The sequence below is a fragment of the Gemmobacter nanjingensis genome, assembly GCF_014652195.1.
Taxonomy (GTDB): domain Bacteria; phylum Pseudomonadota; class Alphaproteobacteria; order Rhodobacterales; family Rhodobacteraceae; genus Gemmobacter; species Gemmobacter caeni.
Window position 1 is genome coordinate 1 of sequence record NZ_BMYI01000006.1, and the last position, 23,266, is coordinate 23,266.

General features: G+C 63.4%; 19 protein-coding genes, 1 tRNA gene and 1 pseudogene. 10 read left to right on the forward strand and 11 right to left on the reverse strand.

The genetic code is table 11. The annotated features are described in order from the left end of the window. Nucleotides 1-103: 103 nt before the first annotated feature. A pseudogene (locus tag IE126_RS11440) lies at nt 104-838 on the forward strand (primase-helicase family protein); the annotation flags it as partial. 315 nt (nt 839-1,153) lie between these two features. On the opposite strand, the gene IE126_RS11445 reads toward IE126_RS11440, so the two are convergent. Together IE126_RS11445 and IE126_RS11450 are read right to left on the reverse strand one after the other, a co-directional pair. Beyond that, on the reverse strand, nt 1,154-1,546 hold the full coding sequence (locus IE126_RS11445) for a hypothetical protein (RefSeq protein ID WP_189381050.1): 393 nt from the start codon (nt 1,544-1,546) through the stop codon (nt 1,154-1,156). Between the two features lie 83 nt (nt 1,547-1,629). Further along, complete coding sequence (locus IE126_RS11450; RefSeq protein ID WP_189381051.1) at nt 1,630-2,520, reverse strand: hypothetical protein; 891 nt, start codon at nt 2,518-2,520, stop codon at nt 1,630-1,632. A 1,235-nt stretch (nt 2,521-3,755) separates the two neighbouring features. Here IE126_RS11450 and IE126_RS11455 point away from each other — a divergent pair. Then, nucleotides 3,756-6,542, forward strand: coding sequence for a phage tail length tape measure family protein (locus IE126_RS11455; protein WP_189381052.1), 2,787 nt, complete (start codon nt 3,756-3,758; stop codon nt 6,540-6,542). 11 nt (nt 6,543-6,553) lie between these two features. Further along, complete coding sequence (locus IE126_RS11460) at nt 6,554-6,736, forward strand: hypothetical protein (RefSeq protein ID WP_189381053.1); 183 nt, start codon at nt 6,554-6,556, stop codon at nt 6,734-6,736. Nucleotides 6,737-6,793: 57 nt separating this feature from the next. Here the strand turns inward: IE126_RS11460 and IE126_RS11465 are convergent, their stop codons facing one another. The 5 genes from IE126_RS11465 to pdxH all read right to left on the reverse strand — a co-directional run bounded on the left by IE126_RS11465 (nt 6,794) and on the right by pdxH (nt 10,406). Then, on the reverse strand, nt 6,794-8,437 hold the full coding sequence (locus tag IE126_RS11465) for a site-specific integrase (RefSeq protein ID WP_189381054.1): 1,644 nt from the start codon (nt 8,435-8,437) through the stop codon (nt 6,794-6,796). 125 nt (nt 8,438-8,562) lie between these two features. After that, nucleotides 8,563-8,639 (reverse strand) — tRNA-Pro (locus tag IE126_RS11470). A 41-nt stretch (nt 8,640-8,680) separates the two neighbouring features. After that, nucleotides 8,681-9,175 (reverse strand): DUF192 domain-containing protein, encoded by a 495-nt coding sequence (locus tag IE126_RS11475; RefSeq protein WP_189381055.1) that lies wholly within the window; start codon nt 9,173-9,175, stop codon nt 8,681-8,683. After that, on the reverse strand, nt 9,142-9,681 hold the full coding sequence (locus IE126_RS11480; protein ID WP_054304596.1) for a cold-shock protein: 540 nt from the start codon (nt 9,679-9,681) through the stop codon (nt 9,142-9,144). Before IE126_RS11480 ends, IE126_RS11475 begins: the two co-directional genes overlap by 34 nt. 113 nt (nt 9,682-9,794) lie before the next feature. After that, a complete protein-coding gene (gene pdxH / locus IE126_RS11485) occupies nt 9,795-10,406 on the reverse strand; it encodes a pyridoxamine 5'-phosphate oxidase (protein ID WP_054304597.1) in 612 nt (203 codons plus the stop codon). Between the two features lie 159 nt (nt 10,407-10,565). Between pdxH and fabI the strand changes: the two genes are divergently transcribed. The 7 genes from fabI (at nt 10,566) to IE126_RS11520 (ending at nt 19,644) form a co-directional block, all read left to right on the forward strand. Beyond that, nucleotides 10,566-11,387 (forward strand): enoyl-ACP reductase FabI, encoded by an 822-nt coding sequence (fabI, locus tag IE126_RS11490; RefSeq protein ID WP_054304598.1) that lies wholly within the window; start codon nt 10,566-10,568, stop codon nt 11,385-11,387. A 34-nt stretch (nt 11,388-11,421) separates the two neighbouring features. Then, nucleotides 11,422-11,928 carry a xanthine phosphoribosyltransferase gene (gpt, locus tag IE126_RS11495; protein WP_054304599.1) on the forward strand — a complete coding sequence of 169 codons (507 nt, stop codon included), beginning with the start codon at nt 11,422-11,424 and terminating at the stop codon, nt 11,926-11,928. 172 nt (nt 11,929-12,100) lie between these two features. Beyond that, nucleotides 12,101-13,294 carry an aminotransferase gene (locus tag IE126_RS11500; protein ID WP_189381056.1) on the forward strand — a complete coding sequence of 398 codons (1,194 nt, stop codon included), beginning with the start codon at nt 12,101-12,103 and terminating at the stop codon, nt 13,292-13,294. A gap of 75 nt (nt 13,295-13,369) precedes the next feature. Beyond that, nucleotides 13,370-15,235 carry a peptidyl-prolyl cis-trans isomerase gene (locus tag IE126_RS11505; RefSeq protein ID WP_189381057.1) on the forward strand — a complete coding sequence of 622 codons (1,866 nt, stop codon included), beginning with the start codon at nt 13,370-13,372 and terminating at the stop codon, nt 15,233-15,235. 7 nt (nt 15,236-15,242) lie between these two features. Next, nucleotides 15,243-16,751 carry an anthranilate synthase component I gene (gene trpE, locus IE126_RS11510; protein ID WP_108130191.1) on the forward strand — a complete coding sequence of 503 codons (1,509 nt, stop codon included), beginning with the start codon at nt 15,243-15,245 and terminating at the stop codon, nt 16,749-16,751. 142 nt (nt 16,752-16,893) lie between these two features. Then, nucleotides 16,894-18,057 (forward strand): hypothetical protein, encoded by a 1,164-nt coding sequence (locus IE126_RS11515; RefSeq protein WP_054304603.1) that lies wholly within the window; start codon nt 16,894-16,896, stop codon nt 18,055-18,057. Nucleotides 18,058-18,060: 3 nt separating this feature from the next. Next, nucleotides 18,061-19,644 carry a peptidoglycan -binding protein gene (locus IE126_RS11520; RefSeq protein WP_189381058.1) on the forward strand — a complete coding sequence of 528 codons (1,584 nt, stop codon included), beginning with the start codon at nt 18,061-18,063 and terminating at the stop codon, nt 19,642-19,644. Between the two features lie 3 nt (nt 19,645-19,647). Here IE126_RS11520 and IE126_RS11525 read toward each other — a convergent pair whose 3' ends face one another. From IE126_RS11525 to IE126_RS11540, 4 genes are all read right to left on the reverse strand, one after another. After that, nucleotides 19,648-20,538 carry an extensin-like domain-containing protein gene (locus IE126_RS11525; RefSeq protein WP_189381059.1) on the reverse strand — a complete coding sequence of 297 codons (891 nt, stop codon included), beginning with the start codon at nt 20,536-20,538 and terminating at the stop codon, nt 19,648-19,650. Beyond that, nucleotides 20,535-21,473, reverse strand: a complete 939-nt coding sequence (locus tag IE126_RS11530; RefSeq protein WP_189381060.1) for a prephenate/arogenate dehydrogenase family protein — start codon at nt 21,471-21,473, stop codon at nt 20,535-20,537. Before IE126_RS11530 ends, IE126_RS11525 begins: the two co-directional genes overlap by 4 nt. Next, nucleotides 21,470-22,555: a histidinol-phosphate transaminase gene (hisC, locus tag IE126_RS11535; RefSeq protein WP_054304607.1), complete on the reverse strand. Its 1,086-nt coding sequence runs from the start codon at nt 22,553-22,555 to the stop codon at nt 21,470-21,472. Before hisC ends, IE126_RS11530 begins: the two co-directional genes overlap by 4 nt. A 122-nt stretch (nt 22,556-22,677) precedes the next feature. Continuing rightward, a complete protein-coding gene (locus IE126_RS11540; protein ID WP_054304608.1) occupies nt 22,678-23,214 on the reverse strand; it encodes a TIGR00645 family protein in 537 nt (178 codons plus the stop codon). Nucleotides 23,215-23,266 lie beyond the last annotated feature (52 nt).

The following is a 23,266-nucleotide window of genomic DNA, read 5'->3' on the forward strand; positions in this document are numbered from 1 at the left end:
ACTCCTTTGACCCCCTCGCTCTTCGCTTGGGGGAGGGTCACATGGGTCAAATCTCAGTGGAAATTATGCGCCTACACGGGTCACTTCTCAGTGGAAATCAACAAAGCAGTCTGCGGGCGTTCTGAAAGACCTGATCACGTCGGAATCCTACCAGATCGAAGGCAAGTTTGCGAACTTGGTGGAACGCCCGAACTATGTCGCGGTTGTATTCATCAGCAACAATAGCTGGGTGGTGCCGACCGATGGCGAAGACGCGCGGCGGTTCCTTGTCCTGCATTGCCTCGACACGCGAAAGCAGGATGCCGCGTTCTTCGGTGCGATTGATGACCAGATGGAGAACGGCGGACTTGAGGCCATGGTGCATGAGCTGACGCACTGGAACCCCGAGGCAGTGAGCTTGTCGTGGGCCAGCTTGCGCAACCCGCCTGTGACCGAGGGCCTGCGTCAGCAGGCAGGTATGGGGCTGCATGGCCCGGCGGCGCGTCTGGTCAATGTCCTTGAAAGTGGCGTGCTGTCTGGGCGCGAGGGTGACGGGTCGGTGTTCCACTATGCTCTGTCCGATGACCAGCCGACGCGCGTTGCGCGTCATCATCTGGTTGCGGCTCTGAACCCGGACACCGACCGGGGGAACATGACCGGCGAAATCAAGGCTGCGATTGACAGCTTCCTTGGAACTGACGCGGACGGCGGCGACAACAAGGTGGTGATCAACTATCAGGGGGCAATCTCGCCCGCGACGGACGAGCGCCCGCTGCTCAAGACCGAACGCACGCGTTTCGTGACGATCCCGGCACTTTCGACCCTCACCCCGACCCTCGCCCGCTACGGGCGGGGGTAGCGACCCAGAACAGGCTCGACCGACCCAGCACCGACCCAGCCGCTGGGTCTGTTTCATCTATTTGATTTCATTTACTTTTAATCGATTTTCGACGAGCCGACCCAACCGACCCAGCTTTCCCGAAATTCCCTGTTCTGGCGCGGGGGTGTGCTGGCCCCCACCTGCCAGCCTCTGCCATTCTTTTTCTTCTCTCATTAAAATGAAAAAAGCTGGGTCGGTTGGGTCGTCGGCCCGTTTCGGTCAATAAAATAAGGGTTTTTGACCGACCCAGCACCCCCGGAATAGGCTGGGTCGGCGCTGGGTCGGTTGGGTCGGTCAAGACGGATAGTAGGAGCGCAATTCCCCTGCCGGTCCGCCACACGGGGCGACCATTCGCAGTAGGCGCGCAGCGGTCCTTTCGGCCCCATCAGTCGAGTGCAGCGGGACCATCGCCTTTATGAAGCTCTCATCAGGTTCCGGGATCATCTGCCGAAGGCGGGTTTCGCCGTACCGATCAATGCCCATCTGAATGAAGCTCTGGAAATCGATATCGAATGCCGTCCTTTCAGCACCCATGCCGCTGGGCTGCGCAAACTGTAGATAACCTGTCACGTTGACATAGGCTTGAAGGCAGACCTGATAGTCCTTCACCGATCCGAACGCCACGACAGGTAAAGAAACCGACGCCACCAAAAAAAGAAGCGGGACCGCTAGCCGGGCATTCCTCATAGGGTATCCTTCTTTCTCAACTCCCTCCTAGCTAGCGGCAGATCATGGCAAGGGTTTGGCGGACATAGCTACGCACAGCCCGCTCATCCATCACGCAACGCGGCGAGAAGCATTTCTTCGGACGGCAGATCATTGAAGTTAGGCAGCCGATACCGGCGCGACCGTTCCCCGGCGGACATGTCATAGTCAATGAAAGAGTATGGCTTACCAGTCACGACAAGCTCGCTGCCTCCCTTGGAGCTTTGGAGCCTGACGCGCTCCACATGGTTCTTACCGCTCTGGAAGTAATCCGACAGCGCACCAATATTGTCGGGGGTGAAGAACCGTCGACACAGGTTGATGAAGCGGACTCCGTTTTGAATGTCGGTCACTATCGCAGCCCGCTTTTGTGCCATCCGGTCAATGACCTGATCGCTCCACCCGTCCAGCGTCTTGACCCCTGCCAACATTTCTAGCTCGCTTCTAGCCGCCTTGAAACGGCGCTTTGTGGTGGGGCCATTCCGTAGGACGCTAGCGGCAGCGACCCGCAGTACCACGCGAGTGTCGTCAATCGGCACCCGTCTGATTTGGCCGTTTTCGTCTTCCCGCTCGATCCAGCGCCTTTTCGTTTCGGTAATCTCCAGATCACCGTTTTCCGCCAAGCGGGTCGGCAGCGGAGTTGCCCGGAATTCATCATGAAGCGCGCCGACAGCGCGCAACGCCCGCTCCTCCATTTCCACAACATCGCGGCTCAGCAACGCCAAGGTCGCGGGCACACCCTCAATCGTCCTATGCACGATGCGCCTGCGCGCTGCGCGCTCGATCTGCTTTTCAAGGTCCTGTTCAAAGCGATCTGCCACTTCCTGCCCGAAGTACTTCGCCGCGCAGTCCCGGCCACACAGAGCAATGCGTCCGTCCGCCATCTGGGCCGTGAAGCCACGTTTGTGGGGGGTGTGCTTATCACAGAAAGCGCACCGCACCTCGTCTTCGGCCATATACCTGTTGATGTAGTGTGTAGGTATTTCCCCCGTGGGTATTACCTCCGTTAGACCGACCTGCAAGTCAGGCTTGGAGATGATAAGGTTCTCAAACGCTGTCGGAGTAATCAGTCCCATAGTTAGCCTTCCATTTTGGTAGGATCACAACATGAGGTGAGTCGTTCATCACTTGTTCTATCTCATTTCACACACCCGAGCAACGAACACGTCTTGGCCGTAAGATGTAATACCCACAGCCGCCGCGCGCCCCGACACGTTGCGTCCTCCCCACCCGGTTGCATCCCTCGTCTTCGGTATACCATTGCATACCGAACTGCCCGGAATCCGTTCCAAAAGCAGATAATGGCCATTATGTTATATTCAGATTCCTATATGTGAATCTGTTTTCTTCAATAAAAACAGTCACTTAAGACACTAACGCCCGCTAACGCGGGCCTACACCCACCCAGAAACACCCCCAAACCACAAGATGTTGTGTCCGACGACCGGCAAAACTGACCCGTTCCGACTGCGTATCGCCGCCTCAGAATGCCACCTGAACCCACCATATCACCCGTTTTCGGGGTGAAAATGTCGCAAGTGGGCAATCTGGCATGAAACCGACATTGCGAGCGGGTGTGTGGGTGGAAGCCCGCGTCAGCGGGCAAGGCATACTGGCACATAATATAGACAAAATCACAACGAAATAACGACATCTAGGGTCCCAAGGGGCGGTATCCGGGCGGGGCCGCTGGAGGGCGCAGGTACCGCGCGTAGTTACATTAGCAACTTTTCGTTGCGGCATGTCGTATTTTGTCCGACCATGTGAAATCGGTTCACATCCGCGTTCCAGCGTGCATTTTACCCCGCACCAAGATCTTTACAAATGCAACATTCCACCTCTAGCGCCCCGATTTTGGTTCACATCCGGGGGCGACAGTTGCGCCGACCGGGGACCCGCCCGAAAGACCCCCTCCCCCCTGTCGGCCCGCGATTCACCCCTCTAAAATTTACAAATTTTGTCGGAAATAGTTGCATTGAAAGCCGTGCCACCAAAAACCGTTCCCGCTATGTTCTTTGGGGTTTCGCCCCACCCGTGGTATACTTTTCTTGTCGAAGTGGAGAGCTTCGCGGGCGGGCGGTCTTGGGTCCTTTCGTCCGCCCGCGTCTTTCCCCCCTGACCCCGACGAACTCACTCCACACCGCGCCTGTGCTGGACCGACAGGCCCAAAGCGCGAAAGCTCTCTCACCACATGACCGCACAAGTACACAGTCTTCAGCTCAAAATCGACGCCACCGCCGCTAAGACCGGCAGTCGCGAATTCACGGCAGCCGTCGCCGCCGTCAAGAAAGCGGTGGAAGACCTCGACCGCGACTCGACGGGCCTTTTTACCAAGTTGCGGAACATCAAGCCGCAGGTGGATGTGACGCCCATCGCCAAGGCCACCACCACCACCCGTGAGCTTTCCACCGCCATGGAAAAGGCGGGCACCGCCTCCGCCAAGACCGGCACCCAGTCCCAGCGCGCCGCCCTCGCTGCATCTATGGCCCTACGCCAAGCCACGACTTCCGCGCAAAAGCTAGGCTGGCGGCTCCAAGACCTCGGACAAACGGCAGCACTCGACCAGCTCGACTCGGCGGTGGATCGGCTCCACGCCCAGCTTGCCCGCGCCCCGGATGTGACAGCCATCAAGGCGGCACGTTCGGCCTATGAAGACACGCGAGTCGAGCTGACCCAACTTGCCAGCGCGGCGGAAATGGCCAAGGGGGCGCAGGCAGCCTTGGACAGGCAGGCGCGTGAAAGCGCTGCCGCCGCCGATAAGCACGCCGCCTCGATTGCCAGCCTGCGGGCAGAGTTTCAGCCCCTCTACCAAGTCAGTAAAAATTACGAAGCGCAGCTAGATCGTATCGCACAGGCCGAGCGGGAGTCGATCCTGACCGCCGGGCAGGCCGAGGCCGCGCGTCAGCGCGCCGCACAGGCGCTTTTGACCGCCGGGCAGGCAGCCGACACCTTCGCCGGGTCAGGCCGCAATGCCGCCTTCGCGGCGCAGCAGGTGGGCTTCCAGCTCACCGATATTGCGGTCATGCTGCAAGGCGGCATGTCTCCGCTTTCGATCATGGTCACGCAAGGCGGGCAGCTCGCAGGCACATTCCAGACCTTGGGCAGCCGCGCGCAGGTATTCAGCGCGCTGAAATCCGGCCTGCTTGGTATGGTCAGCCCCATATCGCTCCTGACCTATGGCGCAATCGGCCTTGGCGCGGCTCTATACTATGGGCTGTCAAAGGCCATTCCGCCGACAAAGAGCTTGGCCGAAGCTCTGAAAGACCTAGACGCCGCCATGTCCACCGCCAAGTCAACGGCTGGTGAAGCCGCCGATCTGGACGCCCTGACCCAGAAGTACGCGGGCGCGGCGGCAGAGGTGCAGGCCCTCGCCAATGCCAAGCGCGACCTCGCGCGGCTTGAAGCCGAAACGGCATACAAAGACGCGAAGTCTTCCTTCTATTCCGATGTGGGGTTCAATCGCTGGTGGGACACCCTTCGCGGGTTCGCCGGGACCGAGGAAGGCCGAGTCCGAAAGCTGGCACAGGATTTTGACCTCACCACCGAAGCCGCCACCCGCTTGAACGAACAGCTTTTGAAGGCGCAATCCTCGACAAATGCGGAGATGGCGGCAAGTTATTACGGCCAGATGCGCCAGACCATCGTTGACGCGGCGGGCGGCATGGAAAAGCTAACCACGGCGCAGAAGGAAGTTGTCGGCAAGATCAATGAGATGGAAGGCAAGGCCCGCGAATTCGCGCGGCTGGACATGGCCAAGCCCGTCACCGATGCCACGACCGCCGCTAATGGCCTTGCCACCAGCATGTCGGGCGTAGCGGCGCAGGCCTTGCGCGTCTTGAACACGCTGCAAGCGCTCGCGGGCATTAAGGTCAATATCTCTGCCCCGGTCATCTCGACCCCTGCGCTGCCGAAGGCCACGCCCATCGCCGCGCCGAAGGCATCGGGCGACATTTTCGACCGCATCACGAACCTAACAGACGTGAGTTACCAGCCCGTCAAGGCGGCTGTCACCTCCACCAGCACCCCGGCAGCGACCAAGCCCGCCGCCGCGATGACCTCGCGCGAACTACAGGCCGTCATCACCGCATCGGTGACCCGGACGGGCGCGCTTCAAGCCGAAAAGTCGGCGGCGGAACAGCTCACAGACAGCCTCAAAGACCGCCTCACCAGCTTGCAGGCCGAGACGCTGACCCTACAGGCCGTCGCCGCTGGCACCTATGCCACCGAAGAGGCCGCGCGCCTCTATGCCGAAGCCGCCACCACGGCGGGCGGGGCGATTGACGACCAGACGGCGGCGATGATCCGGCAGATTGACGCGGCGGGGAAGCTCAATGATGAGTTGCAGCGCCTCGTCAAAGACCCGGTTAAGGAGTGGCTCGATTCCGTGCCGACTTGGGTAGAAGCCGGACGCCAGATCGAAGAACAGGCGCTGGACAGCCTGTCGAACGCGCTCGCAGACTTCGCCACGACCGGCAAATTCGACATCAACGCTCTGGGCGATGCAATCGCCTCGACTGCCGCCCGCGTTGTGTCTGACATGGCGGTCAAAGAATTGGTGGCCATGCTTGGCGGCAACGTGACCGGCACCGGGGCCGCAGGCTTCGGCCTCGGGGACATCTTCGGGGCCATGTTCGGAACCGTCGGGGCCTTCTCCGAAGGCGGAATCTTCACCCGCCCGGTGGGGTTCGCAACCATGCCCACCAACTTCCGCCACGCCCCCCACTTCGCGGAAGGCACGGCGAACACCTCGGGCATCCCCGCCGTTCTTCACGACAATGAAGCCGTTATCCCGCTGTCGCGGGGCCGCAAGGTCGGGGTCGAGCTGAACGGCGGCACCTCGACAGGTGGCACCGTCATCAACGCCCCCCAGACGATCACCATCAATACGCCCGATGCGGATAGCTTCCGGCGGTCTAAGAAGCAGGTCGCCGCCGATCTGGCAGTGGCAGGACAGCGCGCCGTCCGGCAGAACCGTTGAAGGAAGTGAACATGATCGAACCGAACCGCCGCCACCCGCTGGGGCAGCACGAAGACAGTTTCCGGGCAGACGTTCAGAGGCTGCGCCGCCTGTTCAAGGCAGGGGTGCCGGTCATCGCCGTGGGTGATGACCGCTACCGGATCGCCGGGCCGTTGCCGCCGGGCTTTCAGTGGAACGAGGAAGACGAGGAATAGGGGCCGAGAGGCCCCTTTTCTGTGTCGGTGGCTTGCTGGTGGCCCGCGTCAGCGGGCCTAGTCCAGCACGTTCACCTTCGCCAACGAGCGAGCGAGCGCGGCGATAGAGAAACCGTGTCCATAACGCTTTTCTGTCCCATCCCGCATGGCGACGTCGCTGTCCGCATCCCGGCCCGCCAACGCAAGGCGGTGTTCGGGGTTCATCTCAGCCGCCCGAGCTAGATCGGTCCAACCATGACGGAAGCTATGCGACCCCGCCCGATACCCCGAAATCCCGACCTTCTTTAGGTCGTTCTTCCTGAAACGCTTGCCATAGGCTTCGGCAAGCCTACCGTAGCTGTTCGGCGTCAACTCCACTAACTCCCCGCCCCAGCGCTCTTGCGAGAGGAACAGGAAGTCGGCCCCGGCCTCTTTCCGCCGCTGGACGTAATCAGCGAAGCCAAGCTCAATCAACTTCGGATGGATTGGAATAGTGCGGAAGCTGTTCTCGTTTTTAACGCTCTGGTCGTCGCCCTCGTCTGTCACGTTTATACAGAGGAAGCCTTCCTCATTCGTGAAGTCGCGCACCCGCGTCTGGCAATACTCTTCTATTCGCATACCGTGATGCGCACCAAGCAGCGGCCCCCAATAATCAATTGTGTCGTGGTGGCGGGTCGCGCTCACGTGGCCGATAATCGCGCGCATCTCATCACGCGTGAAGACGTGGGTCTTATTGCGGCGCTTTGCCGATACCCGCTCTTTAGCTGTCGTCGCGGTGTAGCCCGCCCATGGGTCGGGGCCGGGGCGAAGCTCTTCCTTCACCGCGTAACCCATCAAGGATTTAAGCAAGGTCAGGTTCTGGTCGCGAGTCCGCGCGATGACACGTTCTGACCCTTCTTTATCAGCCGCCTTGACCACGTCCCAGAAGGGCCGGGCTGCCACATCCCGCGATGCGGTACGGGGTAGCCGCAGGAAGTCAGCAGCGAAAGCCGACAGATGCCCGCGCGTCAGATCGGCCAGCGCGACCGGCCCGGCGTGCTCCATGAACCGACGCAACGCATATTCATACTGCCCGCGCGTCTTGTTCTTGCGGGTCGCGGTATGGACGTATCCTTTTTGACCGCAGAAGCGTTCCAGCACATCGCGCAGGGTCATGGCCTGCGCGGTCGGCTCCACCACCTTGGCGGCGGTCAGCGCATCGCGCAGGGCGGCACCCTTGCGCTTGTGCATCGCCGCTGACGCGGCCTGCATCACTTCCGCCTCCTCCCTCTCGTCCGGGTCGTACTCGTCGCCGTGCTCGTCCATAACGTCGAACTGTGCCCCCTGCCCGGCGGTCAGGAATGCGGCGGTGATCTCGTGGCGGCGCATGTCTCGCCCTGCCTCGAACACCCCGCCCGCCTTGCGGATGACTTGCCTCTGATCGTGGGGCAGCGCGGCGATATTGGAGTCAGCCTCAGCTTTGACCGCTGCCTGTTCGGTCGGTGAGAGGTCCCCGAAAATCCGCATCCGCCCGGGCACGGAGTCGAGCTTTGCAGAAAGCTCGTCTAATTCGGTGAGCATCGCCCGCGCCAGCTTCCGGGCTTGGTCCGGGTCTTTGGTCTTCATGCTGCCCCGTTTGAATTCGGGCAGGCTGTAGGCCTCGCGCAGGCGCACCGGGATTCGCTTGTAGTAGTGCCACGTCTCACCGATCAGACGCGCGCCTTCGATCTCGACTGACCCCACTTCTCGCCCCCACTGTGCAAACTTTGTGCAAAGTCTGTGCAAAGTCCGGGGGTGCCCCCTGCCTCTGCATGGCCTTGTTTTACAGGGATTTATGGTAATTCAGTGGGTTGCACATGGCAAGATCATGGTCGGGGCGAGAAGATTCGAACTTCCGACCTACGGTACCCAAAACCGTCGCGCTACCAGGCTGCGCTACGCCCCGACTGGCGGCTTCCTAACCGGGTATCGTCGGCTTGGAAAGGGCTATTCCGCCGCGCAGGGCCAAACAGCTTCATCCTGCCCGATGGCGGGATGGCGCAGCTCGGCTCCGGGCGCGATGCCGATGGCTGCGGCCAGACCGCCGTTTACCTCCAGCACGAACTGCACATCTTCACCGCCGTCGATCGGGGTTTCGTCCTGCGGCACCGCATTGGCATGCACCCGCGTCACACGTCCCGCTGCATCGGCGAAGATCATGTCCAGCGGAAGAAGGGTATTCTTCATCCAGAACACCGCGCGTTGCGGTGCCTCATAGACGAACAGCATTCCGGCAGACCGGCCAAGATGATCGCGGAACATCAGCCCCTGGGCCCGCTCTGCCGTATCGTCGGCCACCTCGACCGAGAACCGGGCCGTGCCGAACGGCCCCCGAAGATCCACCGCCTGCGGATCGCAGGCGCCGGCCAGCGCGCTGCCAGCCATCAGGCCGGACAGCACCGCTGCCGTCAGGATTTGTCGCCGCGCACTGCTGCTTCCCATGACACCACCTGCACCGCCATCCGGCCGCGCTTGCCTTCGATGATGCGCAGACAGACCGCCTCTCCCGCCGCCAGATCGGCAAAGCCCGACTGGCGCAGAACCTCGACATGGATGAACACATCCTCTGACCGGCCAAAGACGTTGGCGAAGCCAAATCCCTTGCCCTTGTCGAACCATTTCACCCGCGCGGGTTCCAGCGGACGCGCGGCAATCTCTTCCGCCGTCGCCGAGGTCTGCCCCTCTGCCACCGGGAAGGTCACACCCCCCGGAGGCTCGATCTTCACCACTTCTACCGCCTGCACTCCACGCTGCGTATTCTGCACAAGAACCGAAATTCCGGTGCCATCCGCGACCGAGCTTTGCCCATAGTTGCGCAGCACATTGGCGTGCAGCAGAATATCTGCCCCGCCTTCGTCACCGACGATGAAGCCGAAGCCCTTCGCCGGATCGAACCACTTTACCTTGCCGTGCACGAGCTGTGCAGCGACATCATTTTCTTCAGTCATATGAGAGCCGTGTCCCCAGTTGTCCCTCGCCTCTGTCAATCGGGCAATCGCGCGACGTGTTCAAGCAAAAAACCACTATGGTTTACGCCCTGCATTTCACGAAGCGTAAAATGTCAGGGGTTCAGTCGGTCGACAACCCATTCGGAAGAAGGTGTTGAACGGGTCCAGCGAAAACGGTCATGGAGGCGGAAGGCACCATCTGCCCAAAACTCAATCTCAGTCGGAATAATACGAATGCCCCCCCAGAACGCGGGGCGCGACGGATTGGTTCCCTTAAGGGCTGTAATTTTTGCGACCTCGGCCATCAGCGCCGTGCGCGAGGCCAGCGGCCGCGACTGGCGGCTCGCCCAGGCGCCCAGCCGCGACTTCAGACTGCGGCTGGCGTAATAGGCATCAGCCTGCGGACCTTCCTCGCGTTCGGTCGTGCCCCGCACCCGGATCTGGCGGCGCAGGCTCTTCCAGTGCAGCACGAAAGCCGCCTTGCCGGTGGCCGCGATCTCCTGCCCCTTGGCGCTTTCGTAGTTGGTATAGAAGACGAAACCACCGGCACCTGCCGTCTCGATCTCTTTCAGCAGCACCATCCGCACATTCGGCAGCCCTGCGGCATCGACCGTAGCCAGCGCAATGGCATTGGGGTCGTTCGGCTCTTCCGGCTCGGCCTCGGCCAGCCAGGCCCGCGCCAGTTCGAAAGGATTGTCGCCCGCGAAAATGCCCGTTCTGTCCATATCCGTCTCTCCTGCCGGTCCGCGCCCGAAGCGCCGCGCCATGGTTGCCACTCGCCGCAGCGGGCATCAAGCGCGTTCCGCCCTGCACGGGCCGCCTTGATGCGACCGTGCGGATGGCCTAAACCTCGGGATCAGCCTGAATACTGAGACGAGGGAACAATGGCGAACGGACTGCTGGCCGGGAAGCGCGGACTCATCATGGGCCTCGCGAATGACAAGTCGATCGCCTGGGGTATCGCCAAAGCGGCGGCCGAACAGGGTGCGGAACTTGCCTTCTCCTATCAGGGTGATGCCCTGAAGAAACGGGTGGAGCCGCTGGCCGCCTCGGTGGGGTCGGATTTCCTGGCCGAATGCGATGTGGGGGATGAAGCCTCGCTCGACAGCCTGTTCACCACGCTGAAAACGCGCTGGGACAGCCTCGATTTCGTGGTTCATGCCATCGGCTTTTCCGACAAGAATGAACTGCGTGGCCGCTACGTCGACACCACGCGCGGCAATTTCACCATGACCATGGATATCTCGGTCTACAGCTTCACCGCCGTCTGCCAGCGCGCGACCGCGATGATGGGACCGGGTGGCAGCCTGCTGACGCTGACCTATTACGGCGCCGAAAAGGTCATGCCGCACTACAATGTCATGGGCGTGGCCAAGGCGGCGCTGGAGGCATCGGTCAAGTATCTGGCCGAGGATCTGGGCAAGGATGGCATCCGCGTCAACGCGATCTCCGCCGGGCCGATCAAGACGCTGGCCGCCTCGGGTATCGGCGATTTCCGCTATATCATGAAGTGGAACGAGCTGAACTCGCCGCTGCGCCGCAATGTGACGCAGGAAGAGGTCGGCAAGGCCGCCCTTTACCTCCTGTCAGATCTGGGCAGCGGCACCACGGGCGAGAATCTGCATGTGGACGCGGGCTATCACGTCGTCGGGATGAAGGCGGTGGACGCCCCTGACATCGACGTGGTGACCGGCCGCAAGGACTGATCCCTCAGCATCAACGCAGCGAAAGAGGCCACGCATGATTGACCGCCTGCCGCATGAAAAAGGCTTCCACGTCAGCTGGGACCAGATCCACCGTGACTCCCGCGCGCTTGCCTGGCGGCTGGATGGCAAAGGCCCCGGCGAGGGCGGCGCCTGGAAAGCCGTGGTCGGCATCACCCGCGGCGGCCTCGTCCCCGCGATGATCGTCTCACGCGAACTGGACATCCGTGTCGTCGATACGATCTCGGTGAAAAGCTACAACCATCAGGCCCAGATGGAAGCCGTCGTGACCAAGAGCCCTCAGGTTGACCTGATGGGCGACGGCACCGGCATTCTGGTGGTGGACGATCTGGTCGACAGCGGCAAGACGCTGGAAATGGTGCGCAAGCTTTATCCGAAGGCGCATTTCGCCACCGTCTATGCCAAGCCCTCGGGCCGCCCGCAGGTCGATACCTATATCACCGAGGTCAGCCAGGACACCTGGATCTTCTTCCCCTGGGACATGGCGCTGCAATATGTGCAGCCGTTCCGCGGCACCGACTGACGCATCAGGGGGCTGCCTGCCCCCTCTTGCCTGCGGCAATTCACCCCCGGGGATATTTCCGCCAAGATGAACGCGCATGACTTTCATCTTGGTCCAAATATCCCGGGGGAAGGCCGCAGGCCTGGGGGCAGAGCCCCCTTCCCCATCGACACCCGTAGCTGACGAGGCCCCGATGTCCCTGCCGCTCAACCCCGCGATGGCCGCCACCTTCCCGCCCCCGGTGATGGAGGCGCGGCGCTGGCTGGAGGGGATCGAGTTCGGCCCCGACCGCCCGCTGATCAACGTGAGTCAGGCGGCGCCGGTGGACAGCCCGCCACTTGGGCTGCGGCAGGCGCTGGCGGAGGCGGCTCTGAACGATCCTCAGGCGCATCTTTATGGCCCGGTGCTGGGGCTGCCCGCCTTGCGCGAGGAGATCGCGGTGCAATGGTCGGCGGCCTATGGCGGCACGATCCGCCCCGCACAGGTCGCGATAACCCAAGGCTGCAATCAGGCATTTACCGCCGTGATGTCCACGCTCGCCGGCGCCGGGGATGAGGTGATTCTGCCGACGCCATGGTATTTCAACCACAAGATGTGGCTCGACATGCAAGGCGTCACCACAGTCCCGCTGCCGACCGGCGAAGGCCTTCTGCCCGACCCCGCGCAGGCTGCCGCGCTGATCGGGCCGCGCACGCGGGCCATTGCGCTGGTCAGCCCCAACAACCCCGGCGGCGCGGAATATCCGGCAGCCCTGATCGCGGCGTTCCGCGATCTGTGTCGCGCGCACGGTATTGCGCTGATCCTTGACGAGACCTACCGCGATTTCGACAGCCGCCACAGCCCCGCCACCGGCGGGCGTCCGCATGATCTGTTCACCGATCCCGACTGGGACGATGTGCTGATCCATCTCTATTCCTTCTCAAAGGCTTACCGGCTGACCGGGCATCGCGTGGGCGCCATCGTGGCGGCCAGCGCCCGGCTGGCAGAGGTGGAGAAATTCCTTGATACCGTCGCCATCTGCCCCAGCCAGCTTGGCCAGATCGGCGCGCTGTGGGGCATGCGCAACCTCCGCGACTGGGTCGAGGGTGAGCGGCGCGAGATCCTCGCCCGCCGCGCGGCCATGGAGGGGGGCTTCGGCGCGCTGGAGGGCTGGCGGCTTCTGGGCTGCGGCGCCTATTTCGCCTATGTCGAACATCCTTTCGCCGCCGCCTCACCCGATATCGCCCGCCGTCTGGTACGCGAAGAGGCGGTGCTGATGCTGCCCGGCACCATGTTCCAGCCCGACACCCACCCCGAGGGCGCTCGGCAGTTCCGCATTGCCTTTGCCAATGTCGAAAGCGCCGGAATCGCGGAATTGTTCCATCGGCTTGCCCGTTTCCGGGGCTGAGCCGCACCTCCGGGCCTTGCCGGGCAAGGGTCGAGCGCATAGAACCTTGCGAAACCCTTGAACGACAGGCGAGCCATGGCCAGAAACGACGAGACCGAAAGCCCGAAACGCAAGCGCAAGGGCGCCTCTGTCATGGTCTGGCTGCTGATGGCGATGCTGGTGACCGGCCTTGGGGGCTATGGCGTCACCAATTACGGCGGGCGGGTTGCGGCCATCGGCTCGGTCGGCGGGCGCGACATTGACGTCAAGGATTACGGCCGGGCGCTTCAGGCGGAAATGAATGCCCTTGGTGCGCAGGCAGGCACGCAATTGACCATGCAGCAGGCCCGCGACATGGGAATTGACGCCCGCGTGCGGCAGCAACTGGTCACCCAGACTGCCGTGGATGATGCTGCGGACCGCATCGGCGTTTCGGTCGGCGATGCCCGCGTCGCGCAGGATATCACCGCCATGCCCAGCTTTCATGGCGCGGCAGGCGGGTTTGACCGTCAGACCTACAAGATGACGCTGGACCGCAACAATCTGACGGAAGCCGAATTCGAGGCGAAGATCCGGGACGATCTGGCCCGCGCGCTGGTGCAGGGTGCGGTGACCGGCGGTTTCGTCGCCCCCGCCGCAGTGACCGACACGCTTTACAATTTCATCGGCGAGCGGCGCGGCTTCTCGCTTCTGGTTCTGTCCGAGGCCGATCTGGCAACGCCGCTCGCCGCCCCAACGGATGCAGATCTGAAAGCCTTCTACGACGCGAATGTCGCGGCTTTCACTAAACCGGAAGCGAAGCGCATCACCTATGTCTCGCTGCTGCCGGAAAAGCTGGCGGCGACGATGCCGGTGGACGATGCCGAGCTGAAGAAGCTCTATGACCAGCACCATGACGAATATGTCAAACCTGAGCGCCGTCTGGTGGAGCGTCTGGTCTTCGGCACCGAGGATGAGGCCAAGGCGGCCAAGGCCCGGCTGGATGCAGGCGAAAGCTTCGAGAAGCTGGTCGAGGAACGCGGGCTGAAGCTGATCGACATTGACCTTGGCGATGTGACCCAGGCTGAACTGGGCGCGGCCGGGGCCGATATCTTTGCCATGCCCGAGCCTGGCGTGATCGGCCCGCTGCCGTCGGATCTGGGACCGGCGCTGTACCGGATGAATGCGGTTCTGGCGGCACAGGAAACCAGCTTTGACGATGCGCGCGAGATGCTGACGCTGGATTACCAGACCGATGCCGCGCGCCGCGCCATCACCGACCGCAGCGAGGCGATCAACGATGCGCTGGCCGGTGGGGCAACGCTGGAAGATCTGGCCAGGGAACAGGCGATGGATCTTGGGACCATCGACTATGCCGCCGGGTCGGACGAGGGCATTGCTGCCTATCCGGCCTTCCGCGAGGCTGCGGATGCCGCCAATGCGGGCGATTTCCCGGAAACCGTTGCCCTTGAGGATGGTGGTCTGGTGGCCCTGCGGCTGGACGAGATCGTGCCCGCCACGCCCATTCCCTTCGACGAGGCCCGCGAGGGCGTGACCCAGGCCTGGCGTGCCGAGGCGCTGCACAAGGCGCTGTTGGCCGAGGCGGAGGCCATGCGCGAAAAGGTTGCCGCAGGCACCTCGATCGGCACACTGGGCGTGGTCAGCGTCACCCCGGAAATCGCACGCAACGGTTTTGTCGAAGGCGCACCGCCGAGCCTGCTGCCTGCGGTCTTTGCCATGTCTGAAGGCGAGGCGAAGGTGATCGAGGACAAGGGCTTCGTGGCGCTGGTGCAACTGGACCGCGTCGCCCCCGCCGAGCAGGAAGGCGAAGGCCCTGCCGCGCTGAAAGGGGCGATCGCCGCGCAGGCGGAACAGGCGCTGGCACAGGATGCCTTCGCCCTGTTTGCCCGGGCCGAGGCAGATATCGGTGGCATCACGCTCAATCAGGCGGCCATCGACGCCGTCCACGCCCAGATGCGCTGAGGCCGCAATGACCCTGATCCCTTCTTTCGAAGCCTTTGAACGCGGCTGGAACGCGGGCAAGAACCAGCTGGTCTATGCCCGTCTCGCCGCCGATCTGGATACGCCCGTCAGCCTGATGCTGAAGCTGGCCGAGGCGCGCAGCGATACGTTCATGCTGGAAAGCGTGACAGGCGGCGAAGTGCGCGGTCGCTATTCGGTGGTCGGCATGAAGCCCGACCTGATCTGGCGCTGCCGGGGCGAGGCATCCGAGATCAACCGCGAAGCGCGGTTCGATCCGGCGGCGTTCCGCCCGCTGGACGGGCATCCGCTGCAAACCCTGCGCGATCTGCTGGCCGAATGCCGGGTGGATATGCCCGAAGATCTGCCCGCCATCGCCTCGGGCCTGTTCGGCTATCTGGGCTATGACATGATCCGTCTGGTGGAACACCTGCCCGACGTGAACCCCGACCCGCTGGGCCTGCCCGATGCGGTGCTGATGCGCCCCTCGGTCATTGCCGTGCTGGACGGTGTGAAGGGCGAAGTGACCATCGTTTCCCCTGCCTGGACCGGATCGGGCCTCTCAGCCCGTGCGGCCTATGCGCAGGCGGCGGAACGGGTGATGGATGCGCTGCGCGATCTGGACCGCGCGCCTGCCGCCCAACGCGATCTGGGTGAGGCCACGCCGGTGGGCGAGGCGCAATCCAACTTCACGCATGACGGTTACAAGGCCGCCGTCGAGAAGGCGAAGGAATATATCCGCGCCGGTGACATCTTTCAGGTCGTGCCCTCACAGCGCTGGAAACAGCGGTTCGAACTGCCGCCCTTCGCGCTTTACCGTTCGCTGCGCCGGACCAACCCGTCGCCCTTCATGTTCTTCTTCAACTTCGGCGGTTTTCAGGTGGTGGGCGCCAGCCCCGAAATCCTCGTGCGTCTGCGCGAGGGTGAGGTGACGATCCGCCCCATCGCAGGAACCCGCCCGCGAGGGGCCACGCCGGAAGAGGACAAGGCGCTGGAGGCTGATCTGCTGGCCGACCAGAAGGAACTGGCCGAACATCTGATGCTGCTGGATCTTGGCCGCAACGATGTGGGCCGGGTGGCGAAGGTGGGCACCGTGCGCCCGACCGAGAAGTTCATTATCGAACGCTACAGCCATGTCATGCACATCGTCTCGAACGTTGTGGGCGAGATCGCCGGGGGCGAGGATGCGCTGTCGGCACTGCTGGCGGGGCTTCCCGCAGGCACGGTTTCCGGTGCGCCCAAGGTTCGCGCCATGGAAATCATCGACGAGCTGGAGCCGGAAAAGCGCGGCGTCTACGGCGGTGGCGTCGGCTATTTCGCCGCCAATGGCGAGATGGATTTCTGCATCGCCCTGCGCACGGCCGTCCTGAAGGACGAGGCGCTGTATATCCAGGCGGGCGGTGGGGTGGTCTATGACAGCGACCCCGAGGCCGAATATCAGGAAACGGTCAACAAATCCCGCGCCCTGCGCCGCGCGGCTGAAGACGCGGGCCTCTTCGCCCGCCGCAGCAACACATAACATGCAGCGGGGTGCCCACCTGCGCCCCGCTGCCGTTCGCGTGTCTTCAACTGCCCGTTAGGTGCTTGGCAGCGCCGCGCCCTGCCCTTATCCTGCTCCGGAAAACCGCACAGCCCGGGCCAACCGGGAAAGGAACCGAGGCATGACCCGAGTAGCCCCGAGCGCCGCGCCTGTCTTCGCCCAGCCGATCCGGCAGGTCGTGCTGATGCTGATCGTGACCGGCCTTGTCGCTGCCGGGGCCTGGGTGATGCTGCCCACCCTGCGCGGCATCTTCGCCTCAAACCCGCTGTTGAACGGCTTCATCGCCACGGTCTTCCTGCTCGGCGTGCTGACCTGTTTCTGGCAGGTCTGGCAACTGGTGCAATCGGTCAACTGGCTGGATACCTATGTGCAGGATCGCCCCGGCGCCGAACCTGGTGCCGCGCCGCGTATCCTTGCGCCACTGGCCGCATTGCTGGGGCCGCGCACGGCGCGGATGCAGATTTCGGCCAGTTCCTCACGCTCCATCCTCGATTCCGTAGCAACGCGGATCGACGAGGCGCGCGACATCACCCGTTATCTGGCCAACCTATTGATTTTCCTTGGACTTCTCGGAACCTTCTACGGCCTTGCCACCACCGTGCCCGCCATTGTCGAAACCATCCGCTCGCTCGCCCCGCAGGAGGGCGAAGGCAGCATGGAGATTTTCGGCAAGCTGATGGGCGGGCTGGAATCGCAGCTTGGCGGCATGGGTACGGCATTTTCCTCGTCGCTGCTCGGCCTCGCCGGATCGCTGGTCATCGGGTTGCTGGAACTGTTCGCAGGGCATGGCCAGAACCGTTTCTACCGTGAACTGGAGGAATGGCTGTCCTCCATCACCCGCATCGGGCTGGATGGAGCCGAGGGCGAAACCGGCGGCATGGGCGCGCTGGCGCAGGTTCTGGATCATCTGGGCGAACAGATCGAAAGCCTTCAGATGCTGTTCACCCAGTCCGACGTCAGCCGGACGCTGGCGGATGAACGGCTGGGCGATCTTTCGGCCGCCGTCGCGCGCCTTGCCACGCGTCTGGAGGAGGACAGCGCCCAGACTGCCGTGCTGACCCGCATCGCCGAGGGGCAGGACCGGATCGTCGCCGCGCTGACCTCGGAAACCGGGGGTGCGCATGTCGATGCCGAAAGCCGGATGCGGCTCCGTTCCATCGACGTGCAATTGCTGCGTATTTTGGAAGAGATTTCCGCCGGGCGTCAGGAAACCATTGCTGACCTGCGCGGGGATCTGGGGGCGCTGACACAGGCGGTGCGGCAGCTTCTGCGGGCACGGGGGTAGGTCATGGCACTGTCGCGACGCGGATCTGTGCGGTCGGGCGACGGGATGATCTGGCCCGGCTTCGTCGACGCTGTGACGACGCTGTTGATGGTACTGATGTTCGTGCTGACCATCTTCACCGTCATGCAATCGGTGCTGCGGCAGGAAATCTCGACCCAGGACAATGAGCTGAACGCGCTTTCGGCGCAGGTGGCGCAACTGGCCGATGCGCTGGGTCTGGAACGTGCACGCGCCGATGGCTTGCAGGCCGAAATCGGCGGGCTGCGGTCGAACCTGAATGCGGCACTGGCCAAGGGGGCCGAACAGGAAAGCCTCATCGCCTCGCTGACCAGCCAGATTTCCGACAAGGAAAGCCAGCTCGCGCAGGCGCAGGGGCGCATCGCCTCGTTCGAGGCGCAGGTGGCAAGCCTTCTGACCGAAAGGGATACCGCACGGGGCGAGGCAGCAGCGCTGACCGCTTCGGTCGAGGATCTGAAGGCGGCGCAGGCGAAACTGATGACGGAACAGGAGGCGCTGAACCTCGCGCTGGCGAAAGCGCGCGAGGAGGTGGATGCCCAGACCGAAGCCGCCCGCCTTGCCGCCGCCCGTGCCGATGCTGTGGAGGCACTGGCCGCCAAGCTGCGCGCCGAGAATGCCGAAAGCGCGACGAAACTGTCGGATGCCGAGGCCGCACGGCTGGTCGATCAGGCCGCGCTGGCGGAATTGCGCGACAAGCTGAAATCCTCCGACACCGAGTTGACCGCCATGACCCTTGCGCTGGAAGAACAGCGCAGGAAGGCCGAGGAAACGCTGACCCTGCTGGCCGCCGCGCAGGGGGTAGAGGCCGACAAGACCGATGCGCTGGCCACCGCGCGTGCCTTACTGGCCGAACAGGAAGGCAAATCCGCCGAGGCGGAGCGCCGCGTTGCCCTGCTGAACGAACAGATCGCGGCGCTGCGCACGCAACTGGGCAGCCTTCAGGCCCTGCTGGACGCGGCGGAATCCCGCGATGCCGAAGCCAAGGTGCAGTTGGAAAACCTTGGCGGGCAGCTCAATTCCGCTTTGGCGCAGGTTGCGGCGGAACAGAAGCGGCGGGCGGAACTGGAAGAGGCAGAGCGCAAGCGGCTGGAGGCTGAAAAGCTGGATCTGGAGAAATTCCGGTCAGAATTCTTCGGCCAGTTGCGGCAGGTTCTGGCCGGGCGCGAGGGTGTGCGTATCGTGGGCGATCGTTTCGTCTTTTCCTCCGAAGTGCTGTTCAACCCCGGTTCTGCCGATCTGGCCCCGGAAGGGCGACGCCAGATTGCCGGCGTGGTGCAAACCCTGAACGAAATCGCGGGCGACATTCCGCAGGGCATCGACTGGATCATCCGTGTCGACGGCCACACTGACAATGTGCCGCTGTCCGGTCAGGGCGCGTTCAAGGACAACTGGGAACTGAGCCAGGCGCGCGCGCTGTCGGTCGTGCGCTTCATGCAGGATCAGCTGGGCTTCCCGCCCAACCGGCTGGCCGCAACCGGCTTTGGTGAATGGCAGCCGGTGGCACCGGGCGACAGCGCCGAGGCGCGGGCACAGAACCGGCGGATCGAAGTGAAGCTGACCGAACGCTGAGGATCAGCGGCAATAGGCGCCGTTGCGATAGCGCGCGACGTCGAAATGCAGGTGATCCTCGTGATGCCCGTCCGATCCGGGGCCAAGCGTCGTGCCGAAGATGCCGCAGGCCGCCTTGTGCGCCGCCTTCATCCCCTTCGACTTGTAGTAGCCCCCGGCGACATTGATTTTGGTGCCATTGGCCAAAACCAGCCCGCCGATGTCCAGCGCCCGGCCCTTGCCATGTTCGCTGATCTTGTTGCCACGGATGCTGTTGCGCGGGCGGCAGGTATAGCTGCCCGCGATCTGCAACTGCACCACCGGGGTCTTGCCGAACTGCGGCTGCAATCCCCGCTCGATCCATTTCTTCGCGGCTTTGGCGGTATCGCAGGTGATGGTGGCGGGCTGGCTGAATTTCACGCCGGAGATGCTGGTGACTTTCACGGGGTCGGCGATGCCGCAACCCTTGACGCGGCTGACCACGGGGGCAAGCACCTCACCCCGGATATCCGGGTCACCGCAGACCGAGCCCTTCTTGCCGCGCAGGCTTTTCTTGTCCTGCGGCACACGCACCAGCGCGGCCTTTTCGATCACGGCCTCGCCCTGCCCCAATCCGGCGGGGCGGGCTCGCGGGCGCAGCACCGCAGCGACAGCCGGGGCCACCTGCGCAATCTGCTGTGGCTGGGGTTCGGGTGTCGGCACCGGCAGGACAACCGCCGCCGGGCGCGGTTTGGGGCGAAACAGCGCCAGCGGGCTGACCGCATTGGCGGTGGAAACAGTGGTCACCAGATCCGAAGGCACGGGCGCTGCGGCCACCGGACGAGGCTTCGGCAGCGGCGAGGATTTCAGCCCCTCGGCCCCTGCCCCATGGGCAATAGCCGCAAAAGCCAAAGCCAGCGCCAGTGTGCGTTTCATCCGTCCCGTCCCCCCGAGGGCGGTTGCCCCCGCCCGAAATCCGGCGCGGACGTATCCTGCCCCGCCTCGATGATCCCCCGACGGATCGCGCGCGTCCGGGTGAAATAGGCGTGCAGATGATCGCCATCCCCCAGACGGATCGCCCGTTGCAGCGCAAAAAGCTCTTCGGTGAACCGTCCGAGTATTTCCAACGTGGCATCCTTGTTCGTCAAGAACACATCGCGCCACATGGTCGGGTCACTGGCGGCAATCCGCGTAAAGTCGCGGAAACCCGCCGCTGAGTACTGGATCACCTCGCTGTCGGTGACGCGGGCAAGGTCATCGGCCACACCCACCATCGTATAGGCGATGAGGTGCGGGGTATGGCTGACGACGGCCAGCACCACGTCGTGATGCGGCGCATCCATCGTATCGACCTTGGCGCCGAATCCCTCGACCAGCGCGCGGAAGCGCGCCAGCGCCACGGGGTCATGCCCCTCCAGCGGGGTCAGCAGCCACCAGCGATTGCGGAACAGCGTGGCAAAGCCCGAGCGCGGGCCGGAGTATTCCGTCCCGGCCATCGGGTGACCGGGGATGAAATGCACACCCTCGGGGATATGCGGGCGCACGGCGTCAATCACCGCCTGCTTGACCGAACCTACATCGGTCACCGTCGCGCCGGGGGCCAGATATGGGCCGATCTCGGCCGCGATGGCGCCCATTGCGCCCACCGGCACCGCCAGCACCACCAGATCGGCGCCTTCCACCGCCTCGGCCGCCGTGGCGGCAGCGCGGTCGATGAAGCCGATCTCAAGCGCGGTGGCGCGGCTTTCGGCGGATTTCGCGTAACCCACGATCTCGGCCGCCAGCCCGCCCGCCTTCATCGCATGGGCCATGGACGAGGCAATCAGCCCCAGCCCGATCAGCGCCACGCGGTTGTAGACCGGCGCCGTCATTTCAGCCCCTTGAACTGCCCCACCGCATAGGCAATGCGGCGGCACGATGCCTCGTCCCCCACGGTGATGCGCAGGCAATGCGGCAGGTTGTACGAGGCCACGCGCCGCACGATCAGCCCCTGCCCTTGCAGGTAATCATCACAGGCCTCGGCCTCTTCAGTGCTGGCAAACCGGGCCAGCACGAAATTCGCCATCGAGGTGTCCGAGGGCACGCCGACCTCGGCCAGCGCCTCGGCCAGCCAGTGCCGCAGCCGCGCATTTTCGGCCCGGCATTTGGCAACGTAATCCTGATCGCGCACTGCCGCTTCGGCGGTTTCAAGCTGGGTGTTCGACAGGTTGAACGGACCCCGGATGCGGTTCAGCACGTCAATGATCGCCTGCGGGCCATAGCCCCAGCCGATGCGCAACCCGCCCAGACCATAGATCTTGGAAAAGGTCCGCGTCATCACGACGTTCGGCATGGCTTCGACAAGGCTCAGCCCGGCGTCGAAGCCCTCGACATATTCGGCATAGGCGCCGTCCAGCACAAGAATGGCCTGCGGCGGCAGGCCACGCGCCAGCCGCGCCACCTCGCCTGCCGAAATCATCGTGCCGGTGGGGTTGTTCGGGTTGGCGATGAACACAAGCTTCGTGCGCTCGCTACAGGCCGCCAGCAGCGCATCCACATCGGTGGTCCGCTCGCGCTCTGCCACCTCGACCGGGGTGGCCCCTGCCGCCATGGCCGAGATTTTGTACATCAGGAAGCCGTGCTCGGTATAAAGCACCTCATCCCCCGGCCCGGCATAAGCCTGACACAGGAAGTGGATGATTTCGTCCGAACCGACGCCGCAAATGATGCGCCCGGCATCCAGACGGTGTGTTTCCGCAATGGCCTGGCGCAGCGCGGCGTGATCGGTCGAGGGATAGCGATGGAGCTGATGCACCGACTTGGCGAAAGCCTCTTTCGCCTTGTCCGAAGGCCCGAACGGGTTTTCGTTCGAGCTGAGTTTCACCACATTGGCCACGCCAGACACATGGGCCTTGCCACCTTGATACAGGGCAATGTCCATGATGCCGGGTTGGGGGCGGATGGCGTCGTTCATCGCTAGCTCCATAATCTGCCGCCCGGGTTTAGCGGGCGACCCGATCCAATGCCAGCGCGATATGCGCGCAGCGGGACGAAAGGACCGCAAACGCGACCCCAAAGCCCCGCTTTCCGCGCCGTTCAGTGTTTGCTCGTGCGCGCGGCCAGCCAGTCCATCAGCGCCAGCAGCACGCCCGAGACGACAAAGGTCAGATGGATCGTCACCAGCCAGAACAGCTTGTCCCCGTTCAGCCCCTCGCCGCTGGTCTTGCCCAGTTCCATGAAGACCTTCAGAAGATGGATGCCCGAGATCGCCACGATCGAGGCGATCAGCTTCATCTTCAGCCCCGAGAAATCGACCTTGCCCATCCAGCTTGGCCGGTCGCGTGAATCGCCGAGGTCCAGTTTCGAGACGAAGTTCTCGTACCCCGAGAATAGCACGATCAGCAGAAGATTGGCCGCCAGCGACAGGTCGATCAGCGTCAGAATGGCCAGAATCGCCTGATCCGCGGTGAGCGTGAAGGTCTTGGCAGCGTAATAGACCAGCTCCTTGGTGAAGACGATGGTCAGCATGGCAAGGCTGATGACCAGCCCCAGATACATCGGCGCCATCAGCCAGCGCGAGGCGAACAGCCCCTGTTCGAACCTGGCCTCAAGCGAATTCTTGTCAGTGGTCATGCGCGGTATCCTGTCCCGTTTTGTCCTGCCCCGCGCGCGAGATAGGGATGGC

Excerpts from the sequence above, each read along its gene's own strand:
- IE126_RS11445 (WP_189381050.1), bottom strand. The coding sequence starts at position 1,546 with ATGAGGAATGCCCGGCTAGCGGTCCCGCTTCTTTTTTTGGTGGCGTCG.
- IE126_RS11450 (WP_189381051.1), bottom strand. The coding sequence starts at position 2,520 with ATGGCCGAAGACGAGGTGCGGTGCGCTTTCTGTGATAAGCACACCCCC.
- IE126_RS11455 (WP_189381052.1), top strand. The coding sequence starts at position 3,756 with ATGACCGCACAAGTACACAGTCTTCAGCTCAAAATCGACGCCACCGCC.
- IE126_RS11460 (WP_189381053.1), top strand. The coding sequence starts at position 6,554 with ATGATCGAACCGAACCGCCGCCACCCGCTGGGGCAGCACGAAGACAGT.
- IE126_RS11475 (WP_189381055.1), bottom strand. The coding sequence starts at position 9,175 with ATGGGAAGCAGCAGTGCGCGGCGACAAATCCTGACGGCAGCGGTGCTG.
- IE126_RS11480 (WP_054304596.1), bottom strand. The coding sequence starts at position 9,681 with ATGACTGAAGAAAATGATGTCGCTGCACAGCTCGTGCACGGCAAGGTA.
- pdxH (WP_054304597.1), bottom strand. The coding sequence starts at position 10,406 with ATGGACAGAACGGGCATTTTCGCGGGCGACAATCCTTTCGAACTGGCG.
- fabI (WP_054304598.1), top strand. The coding sequence starts at position 10,566 with ATGGCGAACGGACTGCTGGCCGGGAAGCGCGGACTCATCATGGGCCTC.
- gpt (WP_054304599.1), top strand. The coding sequence starts at position 11,422 with ATGATTGACCGCCTGCCGCATGAAAAAGGCTTCCACGTCAGCTGGGAC.
- IE126_RS11500 (WP_189381056.1), top strand. The coding sequence starts at position 12,101 with ATGTCCCTGCCGCTCAACCCCGCGATGGCCGCCACCTTCCCGCCCCCG.
- IE126_RS11505 (WP_189381057.1), top strand. The coding sequence starts at position 13,370 with ATGGCCAGAAACGACGAGACCGAAAGCCCGAAACGCAAGCGCAAGGGC.
- trpE (WP_108130191.1), top strand. The coding sequence starts at position 15,243 with ATGACCCTGATCCCTTCTTTCGAAGCCTTTGAACGCGGCTGGAACGCG.
- IE126_RS11515 (WP_054304603.1), top strand. The coding sequence starts at position 16,894 with ATGACCCGAGTAGCCCCGAGCGCCGCGCCTGTCTTCGCCCAGCCGATC.
- IE126_RS11520 (WP_189381058.1), top strand. The coding sequence starts at position 18,061 with ATGGCACTGTCGCGACGCGGATCTGTGCGGTCGGGCGACGGGATGATC.
- IE126_RS11525 (WP_189381059.1), bottom strand. The coding sequence starts at position 20,538 with ATGAAACGCACACTGGCGCTGGCTTTGGCTTTTGCGGCTATTGCCCAT.
- IE126_RS11530 (WP_189381060.1), bottom strand. The coding sequence starts at position 21,473 with ATGACGGCGCCGGTCTACAACCGCGTGGCGCTGATCGGGCTGGGGCTG.
- hisC (WP_054304607.1), bottom strand. The coding sequence starts at position 22,555 with ATGAACGACGCCATCCGCCCCCAACCCGGCATCATGGACATTGCCCTG.
- IE126_RS11540 (WP_054304608.1), bottom strand. The coding sequence starts at position 23,214 with ATGACCACTGACAAGAATTCGCTTGAGGCCAGGTTCGAACAGGGGCTG.